At 33.9% G+C, this 13,066-nt stretch carries 22 protein-coding genes; 20 read left to right on the plus strand and 2 right to left on the minus strand.

Annotated elements, in window-relative coordinates; translation table 11 throughout:
• Nucleotides 1-2: 2 nt before the first annotated feature.
• Nucleotides 3-296 carry a hypothetical protein gene (locus ACGHIN_RS05975; protein WP_390451747.1) on the minus strand — a complete coding sequence of 98 codons (294 nt, stop codon included), beginning with the start codon at nucleotides 294-296 and terminating at the stop codon, nucleotides 3-5.
• A 99-nt stretch (nucleotides 297-395) separates the two neighbouring features.
• Nucleotides 396-1,133 carry a S24 family peptidase gene (locus ACGHIN_RS05980; RefSeq protein WP_390451748.1) on the minus strand — a complete coding sequence of 246 codons (738 nt, stop codon included), beginning with the start codon at nucleotides 1,131-1,133 and terminating at the stop codon, nucleotides 396-398.
• A gap of 119 nt (nucleotides 1,134-1,252) precedes the next feature.
• Between ACGHIN_RS05980 and ACGHIN_RS05985 the strand changes: the two genes are divergently transcribed.
• From ACGHIN_RS05985 to ACGHIN_RS06080, 20 genes are all read left to right on the plus strand, one after another.
• A complete protein-coding gene (locus ACGHIN_RS05985; RefSeq protein ID WP_390451750.1) occupies nucleotides 1,253-1,510 on the plus strand; it encodes a hypothetical protein in 258 nt (85 codons plus the stop codon).
• A complete protein-coding gene (locus tag ACGHIN_RS05990; RefSeq protein WP_390451752.1) occupies nucleotides 1,473-1,751 on the plus strand; it encodes a hypothetical protein in 279 nt (92 codons plus the stop codon). The genes ACGHIN_RS05985 and ACGHIN_RS05990 overlap by 38 nt, the downstream gene beginning before the upstream one ends.
• Before the next feature lie 54 nt (nucleotides 1,752-1,805).
• Nucleotides 1,806-2,189, plus strand: a complete 384-nt coding sequence (locus ACGHIN_RS05995; protein WP_390451753.1) for a hypothetical protein — start codon at nucleotides 1,806-1,808, stop codon at nucleotides 2,187-2,189.
• 159 nt (nucleotides 2,190-2,348) lie between these two features.
• Nucleotides 2,349-2,651, plus strand: a complete 303-nt coding sequence (locus ACGHIN_RS06000; protein ID WP_390451754.1) for a hypothetical protein — start codon at nucleotides 2,349-2,351, stop codon at nucleotides 2,649-2,651.
• Nucleotides 2,652-2,662: 11 nt separating this feature from the next.
• Nucleotides 2,663-3,277, plus strand: a complete 615-nt coding sequence (locus ACGHIN_RS06005; protein ID WP_390451756.1) for a hypothetical protein — start codon at nucleotides 2,663-2,665, stop codon at nucleotides 3,275-3,277.
• Nucleotides 3,274-5,379 carry a DNA translocase FtsK gene (locus ACGHIN_RS06010; RefSeq protein WP_390451758.1) on the plus strand — a complete coding sequence of 702 codons (2,106 nt, stop codon included), beginning with the start codon at nucleotides 3,274-3,276 and terminating at the stop codon, nucleotides 5,377-5,379. The genes ACGHIN_RS06005 and ACGHIN_RS06010 overlap by 4 nt, the downstream gene beginning before the upstream one ends.
• A 149-nt stretch (nucleotides 5,380-5,528) precedes the next feature.
• Entirely contained in the window at nucleotides 5,529-5,951 is a 423-nt protein-coding gene (locus tag ACGHIN_RS06015; protein WP_390451759.1) for a hypothetical protein, read from the plus strand.
• A 25-nt stretch (nucleotides 5,952-5,976) separates the two neighbouring features.
• Nucleotides 5,977-6,213 carry a hypothetical protein gene (locus tag ACGHIN_RS06020; protein WP_390451760.1) on the plus strand — a complete coding sequence of 79 codons (237 nt, stop codon included), beginning with the start codon at nucleotides 5,977-5,979 and terminating at the stop codon, nucleotides 6,211-6,213.
• Between the two features lie 2 nt (nucleotides 6,214-6,215).
• The gene (locus tag ACGHIN_RS06025) at nucleotides 6,216-6,380 is read left to right on the plus strand and encodes a hypothetical protein (protein WP_390451761.1); all 165 of its coding nucleotides are present in this window, start codon (nucleotides 6,216-6,218) and stop codon (nucleotides 6,378-6,380) included.
• A gap of 19 nt (nucleotides 6,381-6,399) precedes the next feature.
• The gene (locus tag ACGHIN_RS06030; RefSeq protein WP_390451763.1) at nucleotides 6,400-7,404 is read left to right on the plus strand and encodes a nucleoid-associated protein; all 1,005 of its coding nucleotides are present in this window, start codon (nucleotides 6,400-6,402) and stop codon (nucleotides 7,402-7,404) included.
• A 2-nt stretch (nucleotides 7,405-7,406) separates the two neighbouring features.
• Nucleotides 7,407-7,838: a hypothetical protein gene (locus ACGHIN_RS06035; RefSeq protein ID WP_390451765.1), complete on the plus strand. Its 432-nt coding sequence runs from the start codon at nucleotides 7,407-7,409 to the stop codon at nucleotides 7,836-7,838.
• Between the two features lie 78 nt (nucleotides 7,839-7,916).
• Complete coding sequence (locus ACGHIN_RS06040; protein ID WP_390451766.1) at nucleotides 7,917-8,849, plus strand: hypothetical protein; 933 nt, start codon at nucleotides 7,917-7,919, stop codon at nucleotides 8,847-8,849.
• The gene (locus tag ACGHIN_RS06045) at nucleotides 8,806-9,561 is read left to right on the plus strand and encodes a hypothetical protein (protein ID WP_390451768.1); all 756 of its coding nucleotides are present in this window, start codon (nucleotides 8,806-8,808) and stop codon (nucleotides 9,559-9,561) included. Before ACGHIN_RS06040 ends, ACGHIN_RS06045 begins: the two co-directional genes overlap by 44 nt.
• Before the next feature lie 81 nt (nucleotides 9,562-9,642).
• Nucleotides 9,643-10,080: a RusA family crossover junction endodeoxyribonuclease gene (locus tag ACGHIN_RS06050; RefSeq protein ID WP_390451770.1), complete on the plus strand. Its 438-nt coding sequence runs from the start codon at nucleotides 9,643-9,645 to the stop codon at nucleotides 10,078-10,080.
• A gap of 14 nt (nucleotides 10,081-10,094) precedes the next feature.
• Nucleotides 10,095-10,805, plus strand: a complete 711-nt coding sequence (locus tag ACGHIN_RS06055; RefSeq protein ID WP_390451772.1) for a DUF2786 domain-containing protein — start codon at nucleotides 10,095-10,097, stop codon at nucleotides 10,803-10,805.
• Nucleotides 10,806-10,845: 40 nt separating this feature from the next.
• On the plus strand, nucleotides 10,846-11,166 hold the full coding sequence (locus ACGHIN_RS06060) for a nucleoside triphosphate pyrophosphohydrolase family protein (protein ID WP_390451773.1): 321 nt from the start codon (nucleotides 10,846-10,848) through the stop codon (nucleotides 11,164-11,166).
• A gap of 1 nt (nucleotide 11,167) precedes the next feature.
• Complete coding sequence (locus ACGHIN_RS06065; protein ID WP_390451775.1) at nucleotides 11,168-11,476, plus strand: hypothetical protein; 309 nt, start codon at nucleotides 11,168-11,170, stop codon at nucleotides 11,474-11,476.
• 86 nt (nucleotides 11,477-11,562) lie between these two features.
• Nucleotides 11,563-12,060, plus strand: a complete 498-nt coding sequence (locus tag ACGHIN_RS06070) for a hypothetical protein (protein WP_390451777.1) — start codon at nucleotides 11,563-11,565, stop codon at nucleotides 12,058-12,060.
• On the plus strand, nucleotides 12,057-12,638 hold the full coding sequence (locus ACGHIN_RS06075) for an MT-A70 family methyltransferase (protein ID WP_390451779.1): 582 nt from the start codon (nucleotides 12,057-12,059) through the stop codon (nucleotides 12,636-12,638). Before ACGHIN_RS06070 ends, ACGHIN_RS06075 begins: the two co-directional genes overlap by 4 nt.
• A gap of 1 nt (nucleotide 12,639) precedes the next feature.
• Nucleotides 12,640-13,066: terminase small subunit (locus ACGHIN_RS06080; RefSeq protein WP_390451781.1), on the plus strand; the 427-nt coding region annotated here is incomplete at its 3' end.

The raw sequence follows: 13,066 nt of genomic DNA on the forward strand, positions 1-13,066 counted from the left end.
TTTTATTGTTTATTACCATTCCAAGATCCAGAATGTGGAGTTCCTACATTATTAGACCATGTTCCATTTCCAGAATTTCCGGACAAAGTTCCTTTGAATGTCCCACCGCTTGACGAACTGCCTAACACCGCGTTAAGTTGTCCGTTGTTATTAACATTTCCACTTATTTCAAAATCTTCATTATAATCATTTGAGTGTGCAGATCCCGTTACATTTCCAGAATTAGAAATATTAATCTTCCATGTCCCATGATCGGTTCCGGAATAAGTTCCTATCCAATTACCATTAAAAGTCATGGACTGTTCATTCTCATCATTAGAATTACTACAAGAACAAATAATAATTGAAATAAAACATAATAGAAATAATTTTTTCATAGCTATTTTTTTATTTGGTTAATTTTTAATATCTGGAATTGGCGGCCTAAGTGAAACAATCTTTCTATAAAGGAATATTTCAATAATATCTTCCATATAAACTTTATAATCTTTAAAATCTGGATTATAAGAGTGGCAAACAATGAACCCTTCATCAGTATTATGTTCAATTATTTGTTTTAGAGCCTTTCCGTCTTTGGCATTAATTACAAATAAATTATTCCGGATTGGCAACTTATCACCATTATGTAAGTAATATTTTTTTATAAGTATTTCAGTTCCATCTGGAATGCTATATTTACTGCCATCATCCATTGAATCACCATCAACTCTTGTCACAAGATATTCACCGTTATCAAATTCTTTTGGGACCAATCTTTTTTTTGATTCCGGAAGTTCATCAACATTATTACCCCCAAGTTCACCCGCAGCAACAGATAAGTCGACATATTCCACCATCATATAATTTTCAAATGGAACCGGCGTAACAGTGTCAACCCTCTCTTTATATAAAGTATCTTTATTAAAAAGCATTGAATCTTTATTATTAATGATCCAATCTTTATTTAGTCTCTCATCAAAAGAACAAAGCCTATCAATAAAATCTTCAGGCATTGCAACTTTTTGATTTATAACCTGGGAAAAGCCTGATTCAGTCTTATATCCCATAAGATAACCCAAATCCTTTTGTGTTGGCGCAACACCTTTCCCTATCAAATGCTTGACAACTTTCTTTATTCTTTCCTTTAATTCCATTGTATTTTTTTATACTGATTATCAATGATTTAAAACAAAATAATAAAGTTTCTTTATATTAAATTTGTTTTTAAATATAAAGTTTCTTTATATTTGCTATATCAAAATGATAATTCAAAATGAAAGAGCAAGCAAATATAACAATTCCAAGAAAAATCAAGCCTACGGTTTACCGTAAAATTCAAGAAGATTATGATTTGAGATTAAAAATTGCTGCCGATACAGGAAAAAGAGAATCAGCAATTTATTTGAACGCTTACAGGGGTTCAGAAAAGATTGAAAACATTTTCATTATTCAGTCTTTCCAAAGGCATACCGGATGGACCAATGCAGAAATCTATGAAGAAGATATTCAAGAAATTATTGATGCAATATGACATGGATAATAAAACCAAAATAGAAGCTCTACGGGTGAAACTCTGGAAACTTGGCGATAAGATAGATAAGCTATTTAAGGAACATGAATTAATTAATTATGAATTAGACGCGTTGGAATCTATCGAGAATAAAGAGAATACAAACAGTGTGGAAGCTGTGATTGATCCCCAAAGAATCCTAACCCGTAGAGGTTCAAAAGCAAAAAGACTTGCATTAGCACAAGCAATAAAAGGAAAATAAAAAGCCACCCACGGCAATGGATGGCAGATGTTCAACAAAAAATGTTAAACCATAATGTTAAAGACAAATTTACAACAATCAGTTAGAAAATCAAATTCTTTTAATGGAAAAGATTTTCAGACAGCAGCACAATTGGCAAACCAATTAAAATTTCAAGAATTTGAAGTTAATGAGGGTAACGCACCCGGAACAAATTGGTTCGGATTATTTATGGCTGATAACAATGCGTATTGGTCAATTGTTAGAACGGAAACCGGTTCTTATAACCTGGAATGTGATGATTTAAAAGTATGTGTAATTGACAATCACCTTGAAAAAAAACTTGATGATTTAAGACAATACTTGTTAGGTTCTGAAGAAAGGGAAATTCAATCTTTCAACGAATACAAGGCAGAACAAAATGAATTGTGGGCAAATTACGGATACGGAAAAATTTAAGCCATGGGAAAGTTGAAAAATAGATTCAAAAATAGGTTTGATATGGTTCCAATCTTAAACGGATCCTATTTCACAAGGGCTGATTATAATTTAAGATTTTTTAAATCTTCTGTGATTGCAACGTTGGCCGGTTATGAAAATTTAAAAAACAGCAAATAAATGGAAACGACAAAAGAAAGATTGATTAAGCTGTTTAACCTTACGGATAAAACAAAGATTGCACACGAAATTGATGTATTACTTGATGATTTCGCTTCAACCGTGATGGTGAGATTAGAAAGAGAATTCACATTTGAAAATGCAGAAGGTAAATTTTTGGCGAGAAGCTGTTATGTCTCACCGCCAAATGTTGGCCACTTCATTACAATCGGAAAAATCAAATGGAAGGTGGTTGAAGTGATTCATTCCTTTGATTCAAATTCTTCCGGCACTATCATTTTAGAAGAAGTATCAATCCTTTAAAACTTAAAAAAATGTCAGCAACAACGGTACAAATAGCAAAATTAAAAAAACCAATTCCCTTAAAATGGAGAGTTCAACGGGCATTCCCGGACAAAGTAAATCCCACCCATGTTATAATGATAGGTTATGTTGATAGCAGGGATGTTCAGGAACATTTGGATGAATGTGTTGATCCCTGGAATTGGCAATCAAGATATTTTGAATGTAAAGGGAAACAATTCTGCGAAATCGGAATTAATGTTTCTGGTGAATGGGTTTGGAAAGGTGATAACGGTGAAGAAACAACGACTTCTGCAAAGAAAGGGGAAACTTCAGACAGCTTCAAAAGGGCTGCTGTTCATTGGGGGATCAACCGGACTGCATATAAAGTTGGAGACGTGAAACTTCCATGCAAAATGTATAAAGGGAAACCTTATCCATGTGATGAATCCGGAACATTCTTAAAAGGTCAAAAATTATTTGATGTATGCAATAAACTTGGAAAGGTTGAAGATCTGGAAATTGAATTTGATAAATCATTTGAACAAATGAGTGATGCCGGTGATGTAGTAAACGCAAAAAAACAAGGGTTGAAAAATAGAAATACCCGCAAAACCCCTGATAACAAAGCCCCTGAAATGCCATGAGTATTTATAAATCATACACACCAGAACAACTTGAAAGCCATAACAGCAACTATTTAATAAACAGTTGGAGTTATTCCAAGTTGATGCAGTTTTCCCGAAATGAAAAGGCCTTTGAAATGATCTACATTTATGGTTACAGGTCAAAATCAACAGCGTCAACGGTCGCCGGGAAAGCATACCATTACGCCTTGCAGCATTATTTCAATAGTAAGAAAGAAGGCAATCCAATTTCAATTGTAGATGCAGAAATCCTTGCTTTCAACTTCATTGATGAAGTCCCTGCAAATGATTGGAAAATCCAAAAAACAACACCTTCTGTTGAAGATTGTAAAATCAAAGCCACAAGGATTGTGAATTCACTTCTGGGGAACTTCTTTGCGGAATCTGCAGGATTTGAAAAGGATATAAAGGAAATTCTTGATGTTGAAATTTATTTCAGTGAATTTGTTACGATCAACGGGGTTGATATCCCTTTGATCTGTAATCTTCAAATTGACCTGGTTGTGAAAACTTTTGAAGATAAAGTTGCAATCATTGACCATAAATCAAAGAATGGATTTTCAACAGAAGAAGAATTGTCATTGAGTATCGGAAAACAGGCAATGACTTATGTAAAAGGGTATGAATCCCGGAACGGATTGGTGGTTAATGAAGTTTGGTTTATTGAAAACAAATATTCTAAAAACAGGGACAACGCCCCGCAACTGAACGTTTTCAAAATTTCTCTGGACCTCAACACAAGAAGATTATATGAAGCCCTTTTATATGAGCCTTTAAAAAGAATGATTGAAGCCGTTGCGGATCCGGATTATATATTCCTGATAAATGACAATGACAGCTTTGTTGATAAGGCAGAAATTTATGAATTCTGGGCAAAAACACAGATTTCAGAAATTGAAGATTTCGACATTGAAGAAGCCAAACGGGACCTGATCGAAAAAAGGCTTAAAAAAGTAAAGGATTCTTCCATTCAAATGATTAATCCAAAAGTTATCAAACAATTCAGAAATAACGCTTCACAGTTTATTCAATACGATTTAGCAAATAAAGATATGCCACATAGTGAAAAAATAGAACACGCGCTTAGAGGGTTCAATATTATAACAAAAGTAGAACATGAGTTCATAGGTTTTTCAAGCAATACATTTTTGCTTAAAGTTTCGGCCGGTGTGAAGATCGCTTCCATTCAGTCACATAAACTTGATATCGCAAATGCCTTGAATGTTTCCAATGTAAGAATTTCAAAAGATCTTACAGTGTATGACGGTCAATCCTATTTAGGTGTTGAAATTTCTAAAAAAAGGGACCGTGATTTATTATGGAACAAAGAAGATCTGTCTGAAATGAAAATTCCAATTGGGAAAGACAATTTTGGTCAAATTATTCACTGGGACTTAAATAACCACTCCACCCCACACATTTTAATTTGCGGAGCCACAGGAAGCGGAAAATCAGTTTGCATTGAATCAACAATTGAGTATGTGAAGGAAGCGGGTGTTGATAGAATTGTGATTTTCGATCCAAAGTATGAATTCTTAAAATATAAGAATGTTCCAGGTGTTCAGGTGTTCAATGAAATCCTTGAAATTGAAGAAGAAATGAAAAACCTGGTTGATGAAATGAACGCTTTCATCAAGTCTGGAACCAAACAAAAAACATTGGTTGTATTCGATGAATTTGCAGATGCCGTTGCAGCTTCAAGGAAAGGAAAAGATCTTGATATTTATGAAATGGTGCAGGTGGGAACCTATAAACCACAATTAGGGCTTGACGGAACTGTTATCATTGAACCTAAAATGAAGCGCGAAAAAACCGGCGAATTAAAACCATTAGAAGAAAACCTGCGAATTCTTCTACAAAAAGGACGGTCCGTTGGTTACAGAATTATTTCAGCTACTCAAAGAGCATCTACAAAAGTTATCACCGGGGATGCTAAAGTAAATTATCCCGTTCAGATCTGTTTTAGAGTACCAAAAGAAATTGACAGCCGTGTTGTTATTGATGATGCCGGGGCGGAAACTTTGGCCGGAATGGGTGACGGATTAATAAGATCACCGGAATATCCGGATGTAGTAAGATTTCAAGCATACTATAAAAAATAAATCCCTTATGAAAGTCAGTGACGAATATTATTTAGGTAAGGATCCGGCCGGGTTTTATATCTGGAATAATAAAAAGGTTATCCGGCTGATTTCAAAGGATTTTAAAGACGCTTGTATTGAATTAAAGTTAATAATAAAACCAAAATAATATGTCAGATAGAATAATTCAAATAGTTATGGAAGATGGAAGTTCTTTCAACTATGAAGAAAAACCGCTTCAACATTTCTTGGATAAAATCAAAGACGAAAATTTTGCAAAATACATGTTCCAAAAACAACATGATAATTGGCAGGAAGAAGCAATGTCATATTTTGATTTTGATCTTGAAAAATACGCAAAGGATAAATATGATTTGGTTGATGCAGATGAGGTTAACGATTTGGGGGATTTTTCGGATTCTGATATCCTGGAAGAAGCAGAAGGAAGATGTCTAATAAATAACATAACGGTTGATAATTCCAATATTATGAATGAAGATTTTATTGATCGTTTTGTGGCAATCATAAACAGGGGGAACAATGTAGAAATAGAAAATACACTTTCTTTTCTTGAATATAAATACAAAATATAACAATGCTTTTTAAACCCATTTCAAAATGAAAACATTCAAAGGACATCCAAGGGTAAGAGGTTTTTCCAAAGATGATAATGATTCAAGATATAAAATTCATCGAAAAATCAGATACAGGAATATTGATTGTAAAATTTTCGCAAAAAGAAGAACAATCATAATACCCATAGAAATGACTGAATTACATCCGCTTTTGTTAGAACTTATTAAGGATTACGGACATAAAATCCAAACTGAAGCCTTTATAAAAGAAACAATTTAGTCATGGTTGGCGAAACAAAAACCCTTAACAAAGATGCAAAATTTGGAAAAAGTTTTTGGGCGAAAAAGGGTGAAAAAGTAAAAGTTATAAGCGTAAGTGGTAACGCTGTTACCTGCGAAAAATCAAACGGTTACCGCTTTCCTTGTAACATCAAAGATTTAGAATAATAATTTAAAGTTTAATAAAATGAAAATAATTGCACACAGAGTTGGAAACAAGATCAACGGCGAATCATTAATTATTTCACAAGATGAATTGCAGCTTAATGAAGAAATGTCTGAACTACTTCAGAACTTCTTTTTAGGATCTTTTAAATCAGAAGAAACCTTCCAGTTTTACAGTGATTCTTACCTGGTGAACAATCCGGTTTACAATTCGGTATCTGAAATTTTTGAAGATAAATCAAAGTTTCTTTGGGAATCGGAAACCCTTGCAAAACATCTTTATGAATCTGCAGAAAATCCACGGATCCAAGGCGGTGAACTATTCATTGTCTTATTTGAAGGTGATGGAAGCCCGGAAAGCGTTGATAAGATCGGAATTTTCAAAACTGAAAAAAGACAACCATTCCTTAAATTTTCTTTCCAGAACGGAAGTTTAGAGGTTGAAAAGGATCAGGGGATCAGTTTGGTAAAAATTGACAAAGCTGCATTGATCTACAATAACAATAAAGAAACCGGATTTGTCCTTTCAGTTGTTGACAACAACAAAAACGGGGATATGTACTATTGGTTTGAAAATTTCCTGCATGTAAAACAACGTGATGATGAATATTTCCACACACAGGAATCCTTAATGATCTACAAAGATTATATCACAAAGCAGCTTCCCCAGGAATTTGAAGTGACAAAAGTTGACCAGGTTAATTTTCTGAACAAATCCCTGAATTTCTTCAAAGAAAAAGATCAGTTCACCTTGAAAGAATTCACTGATGAGGTTTTACAGGACCAAGATGTGATTGATAGTTTTGAAAATTTCAAATCCGATTATGAACAAGATATGCAAATCAATGTTGCTGAAGAATTTGGAATCAACCCAACAGCCGTAAAAAAGATGCAAAGACATTTTAAAAGTATCATAAAACTTGATAAAAACTTCCATATCTACATTCACGGTGATCGCAATATGTTGGAGCAGGGCCAAGACGATAAGGGGAAATTTTACCAACTCTATTTTGATAAGGAACAATAATCATGAAAAAACTTTTTGAAACCACTATCAACAAGAAGGACACTTGTTTGTCCTATGCACTCAAAAGAACCGGAACACAAACTTCAGTTGAATTTGTAGAAGATCTTGAAAGTGAATTTGACATCATTCCGGCAAAGGAAACAAAACTTGAAGTCGGTGACATCGTTGCTTGGGAGAAAAAGGAAAAATACACGCTTTCCGCAACTTGTATAAAGGCCCCAAGGCCGGACAATATTTCTGAAATGATATTTGAAAATGTCAACACCCGCTTTCATATCGGAGTTATTGAAAATAAATGCCTGATTTCAGACTTAACCAGGACCACAAATGAATATATGATTCCTTCGATCCGGAAACGAAATATAAGTCTTATTCCTGCAGATAGCCAAAAGGAATGTCCGTTCCCGGATTTTGTAATCAGAAAGAAAACATAAGCAGATGATAATTCCACACATCATAATTAGGATTTTCATTCCTAAAAGAAAAAGAATATTAAAAACTCATTGGTAGTAATGAACTATATCAAAGAAATAAATTCGTTTTACGATTGGCTTGAAACAAATTCCGTTTCAGATTCTGTAATTACTTTATGGCATGGATTGATGCATATAAATAATAAAACGGGATGGAAAGTAGAATTTACGGTAGCTATATCAACCTTACAGGTCAAAACGGGTTTAAGTTCTGCATCCATTAAAAGAGCAAGGAATGTTTTATATCAATTAGGACGAATAAAATGGAAACAGAGAACCGGAAATCAATCTTCTGTTTATGAAATAATTCCTTTTGCGGATCACAGTGAGCCACAAAGTGAACCGCAAACCGTACCACAAAGCGTACCGCAAACCGTACCACAAAGTGTACCCATTAATAAACTAAACATAAACAAAACTAATTCTTCTTTTAAAAAAGAAGCAAAAGGAAAAAATATAAAAAAAGAAAATCCAGGTGAAACTTTTCCTGAAATTCCTGATGAGGTAAATACCGGATCAGATCAAAAAGAAAAAAGTTCCGCAAAAAAAGAAAATGAAAAGTATTTCACAAAAGAAAGTTTCAAGAAAAAACTTTTGGACCTGGGTGTTTTGGAAAAACATGCTGATGATTGGATCCAGGCCCGGAAAAATAAAAGGGCTTCATTCACTGAAAGCGTGATTGAAGGCGTAATGAGAGAATGCGAAAAAAATAATTATCCATTCCCTGAAGCAATAAGAAACTGTGCTGAACACAGTTGGCAGGGATTCAAATATGCTTGGTTAACAAATGAAGATTATGGAACAAAACAATTCAACAACAGCACTAACAACAAGACCGGAAATTCCACAGGAAGTTTTAATTCATCCGGGAAAGTTTCCGCTCGGACCTTACTTGCCCGAAAACTTAGTCAAAAAGCTGCCGGAAATAGTGAGGGCGGAAATATCACAATCGACGCTGAAATTATCGAATGATGAGGTTATTGCGGAATTTACAGCAAGATTATTAAGTTTCATCAACCCAAAATTTGAAAGTGATGCTGAAGCGGAAATTGCAGAAGCGGAAATCTATGCCTTTGCTTCAAAATGTGAACTTACACCGGATGAATATTTCCTTGCCCTGGAACTTGCTGCAGATAAGAAATTGTTCAGTGAACCGGACGAAAATGGTAATTCATCCAGAATCCAATTGTATCGTGAAATTGACCGTTTAAAATTGGGAGAAGTCAAAGCTGCATATATCTACCACAAGACCGTTGACGAACAATATAAAATTGGTAAAAATAATATAAAAGCCTTTCTGGAACCACCGGAAACACAACATACACCAGAACAAAAAAAAGCTGATAGAACCAAATTTTATATTGCAGAATACAGAAGATTGCAATTAGAAGGGGGTGTTTTAGGAACCGTAATTTTTTATGATCTGATTAAAAAAAGAGGTCTTAAAACTGTCAAGGTGGGATTTATTGAAGCCGTCCTGTCAACATTCGTTCCAGAAAAAACAGAAAATATTGTTCGGAAAGATGAACCGGAAAAGATCAAAATTCCAAGAGTTCAGAAAAATGATCCCTTAACCTACTTCAAAGACTGTATTGTTAAAGCATACATTGAAAAAGAGAACCTTAAAGAATTCACAGAAGAAGCCTGGATTGAATATTGGGAAAAACTACACAACCAGGAATGATGATTTTAGAAGTTTCATCTCCATGTATCAAAAGAATAGAAGCTATAAATCAGCACTTTACAATTTTAAACAAAAATTAAAATGACTTTAAAACTTAAAATATTAGGAATTCCACAACCAAAACAATCTGCCAGGTTCAGGATTCAAAAAACTGTAAAAAAATCATTTGTCCGGTCCTATCAAAAAGTTGAAGTCATCCAGAACGAAAGGAACATTGCATTTGATGTAAAATCACAGCTTCCAACGGGGTTTATTCCCTTCAATACAGCATTAAAAGTCAAAGTAACATTTATTTTTCCACCGCTTAAAAATTGGACCAAAAAGAAACTTGATGCACTTGAAGCCGGGACAAAATTTTATAAAACCACAAAGCCGGATTTGACTGATAATCTTATGAAAGGTACCATGGATGCCATGAATGGAATTGTCTTCACCGATGATGCTGTAATTGCAAAGGTTGAAAGTGAAAAAATATTTGGCACTATTCCCAGGATCGAAATTGAATTTGAAAAATTATAAAATAAATTAATAAAATGAGTAGAGACAAAATTATTAAAAGGGTTCGTGCCCTTCTGGAAAAGAACCAGGAAAACGGAGCAACTGAAGCTGAAGCAATGGCAGCTTTACAGAAAGCCAATGAATTAATGCGGGAATACTATATTTCAGAACACGACATTTCGGATCCATACGTTGGTGAAAAGTGTATTTTGAAGGAAGTTGATTTGATTCCGTCCGGGTATGATCTTGGGATATTTTACAACGACTTAACAAGATTGTTTGATTGTGAATATTTCTACAACAATAAAAGAATTGCATTCTTTGGCTTTGAAGAAGATACGGAGCTTTGCGCCTATTTCTACAATCTTATTGTAAAAACGTGCCTGAAAGAAAAGGACCTTTATTTGAAATCACCTGAAGGCAAAGAAGCGTTATTTTTCTACCATGGCAGAACCGTTTCTTCATCTTTTATCAAGGGCTTTTTATTGAAGGTTTCCTGGAAAATGGAAGAAATGTATAAAGACAAAGTTTCAAATCTTCCAGAACAAACCGGATTGATGGTTATTAAAAAAGATCAGAAAGTTAAAGAACAATTTAATGCCATGAATATGAAAATAAAAACCACCAAAACGGATTTGCTTTATACACAGATGGGGTTACAGGCCGGATTGCAAAAAGGTGAAGAATTTCATATCACCCAGGGCCTTAAACAACACAAACAGGATAACACCTTGCACATAGATTAGGGGAATCCACAAAAATATTAACAAATCAAAATATAACTTTATGAACTTAGAAAACAGACAAGAAGTTTATCAAATGGCAGTTGATAAATGGGGGCATGTAGCCCAAATGGAAATGCTTCAGGAAGAAGCAACGGAACTTGCACAAGCAGCCTTGAAATTGGCATTGTCGGCAAGAAAGTTTATGAGAAAAGACACACAAGAAACATTTAAAAATTTAGCTTCAGAAATGGCAGATGTTGAAATAATGATTGAGCAAATGAAATTTATGTTTCCTTCTATTAATCCTATGATTGAAGATCAAAAAAATTTCAAAGTGAACCGCCTAAAAAATAGAGTTGAAAATAACACATTTACCGAATAATATGACAACATTAGAAATTATCCTAACAGCAACTTCATCATTGTTTTTCCTATTGTATGTACTTACTTTCCTTTTTTCAACGGAAAAATCCAAGTTAATGAAGCGATATGATGAGGTGATAAATAGTCAAGAATCTTTTATCAACCAACTACAAAAAGACTACAATCTTTTAGCCTTGAAATTCTTCAATTTATTATCCAGAAACAAGGAACCTGAAATGAAAGAAGCAATGGAAGAATTCATTGAATGTTGTTCCGAAGAAAGGGAAATTCAACACTACAAAGAATTGTTTCAAAAGGTTTTAAAATAAAATCTTTAAGCTTAGAAATATGTAACATTGTTACATAAATTCATTAAATTTGTAACTATCTATAAACTTAAAAATCAATAATAAAAATGGAAAACCTGGAATTAATGTCAATGACTGACTTTGTGCAAATGCAAAGTGAGAAAATGTACACAAAAGTAAAAGACAGAGTTGGAGAGCCGAAATACACGGTTCTTCAATTCATCACCGAAATACCAAATTATGCAAATTTCATGAAGCAAGGAAACGCGGTTTGGATGTTTATTCCATGCGATGAGAATGGAAAGCCATTGGAAAAACCGGAAACACGAGAAGAGAAAAACAGTTTAGGTGAATCAGATATTGACTTCGATGCTGAAGAATTACACCAATACATCAAGGCAAATGAAAAATGTTTCTTCCTGGTAAATGATTATGAAATTGCTGATGATGTGGTTTTCATAAATGATCGGGAATTCATGATTTGTTTAGAAAACGGACACTTATTACGGGGAAAATCAACCTATAAAACAATTGAAGACATCGCCAATGATCCGGATATTAAATTCTACTTATCACCAAGAGCCTTAAAAAAGATCGGAATATGAAATATAAGATAATTTATGCAGATGCACCATGGATTCAAAAAGCAGGTAGAAAATTATCAAATTACAAGGTAGTGGAAGGAAAGCAGATATGGAATAGTGATGTTAATAAAAGTGAAGATCTTCCATATATGACAATGACCGTAGATGAAATTGCAGCACTTCCGGTTAAAGATTTAGCTGACAAAGATGCAGTTTTATTTTTATGGGTAACTAATAAATATTTATTACAAGCCCTCAAAGTCATTAATGCATGGGGATTTGAATATGTAGCCTGTATTACTTGGAAAAAAAATAAAATGGGAGGAGGATTAGGGGGTGTTGTAAGAATTTCAAGCGAATTTCTTTTGTTCTGCAGGAAAGGTAATTTAAAAGCTGTTGATAATATTCCAGAAAGCGTCATTGAAGCTAAAAGGCCTTATGTCAATGGTTATCCTTGCCATTCTAAAAAACCCGAAGTATTTCGAGAAATTATTGAAAGATGCTTTCCGTATGCGGAAAAATTAGAAATGTTTGCAAGACATACAACAGATGGTTGGGATGTTTTTGGAAATGAAGTAGAAAATTCAATTGTAATATAAAATGAAACTAACTGAAAAACAGCAAAAATTTTGTGAAGAATACTTGATTGATCTGAATGCAACCCAGTCTGCTATTCGTGCGGGTTACAGCGAAAAAACCGCAAGTGAACAAGGGACAAGGTTGTTAGGAAATGTTAAGGTTCAAAACTTCCTTAAAGAAAGGCAAGAAAAAAAAGCTGAAGAACTTGACATTACCCAAACAATGATTCTTCAGGAACTCGTTAAGATCGCATTTGGAGACGTCAAAAATTACTTTGATGATCTTGGCAGGTTGATAAATATATCCGATCTAAAAAACGACGTTTCCGCTTCAATCAAATCCGTTACCATTCAGCAAGAAAAAGTTGAATTACGCGGTGAAGCATTCGTTGAAACTGCTGTTAAGAAAATTGAATCCTATGACAAATTAAAAGCCATTGACACCATAA

The sequence above is a fragment of the Chryseobacterium barbadense genome (assembly GCF_042849955.1).
Lineage (GTDB): Bacteria > Bacteroidota > Bacteroidia > Flavobacteriales > Weeksellaceae > Chryseobacterium.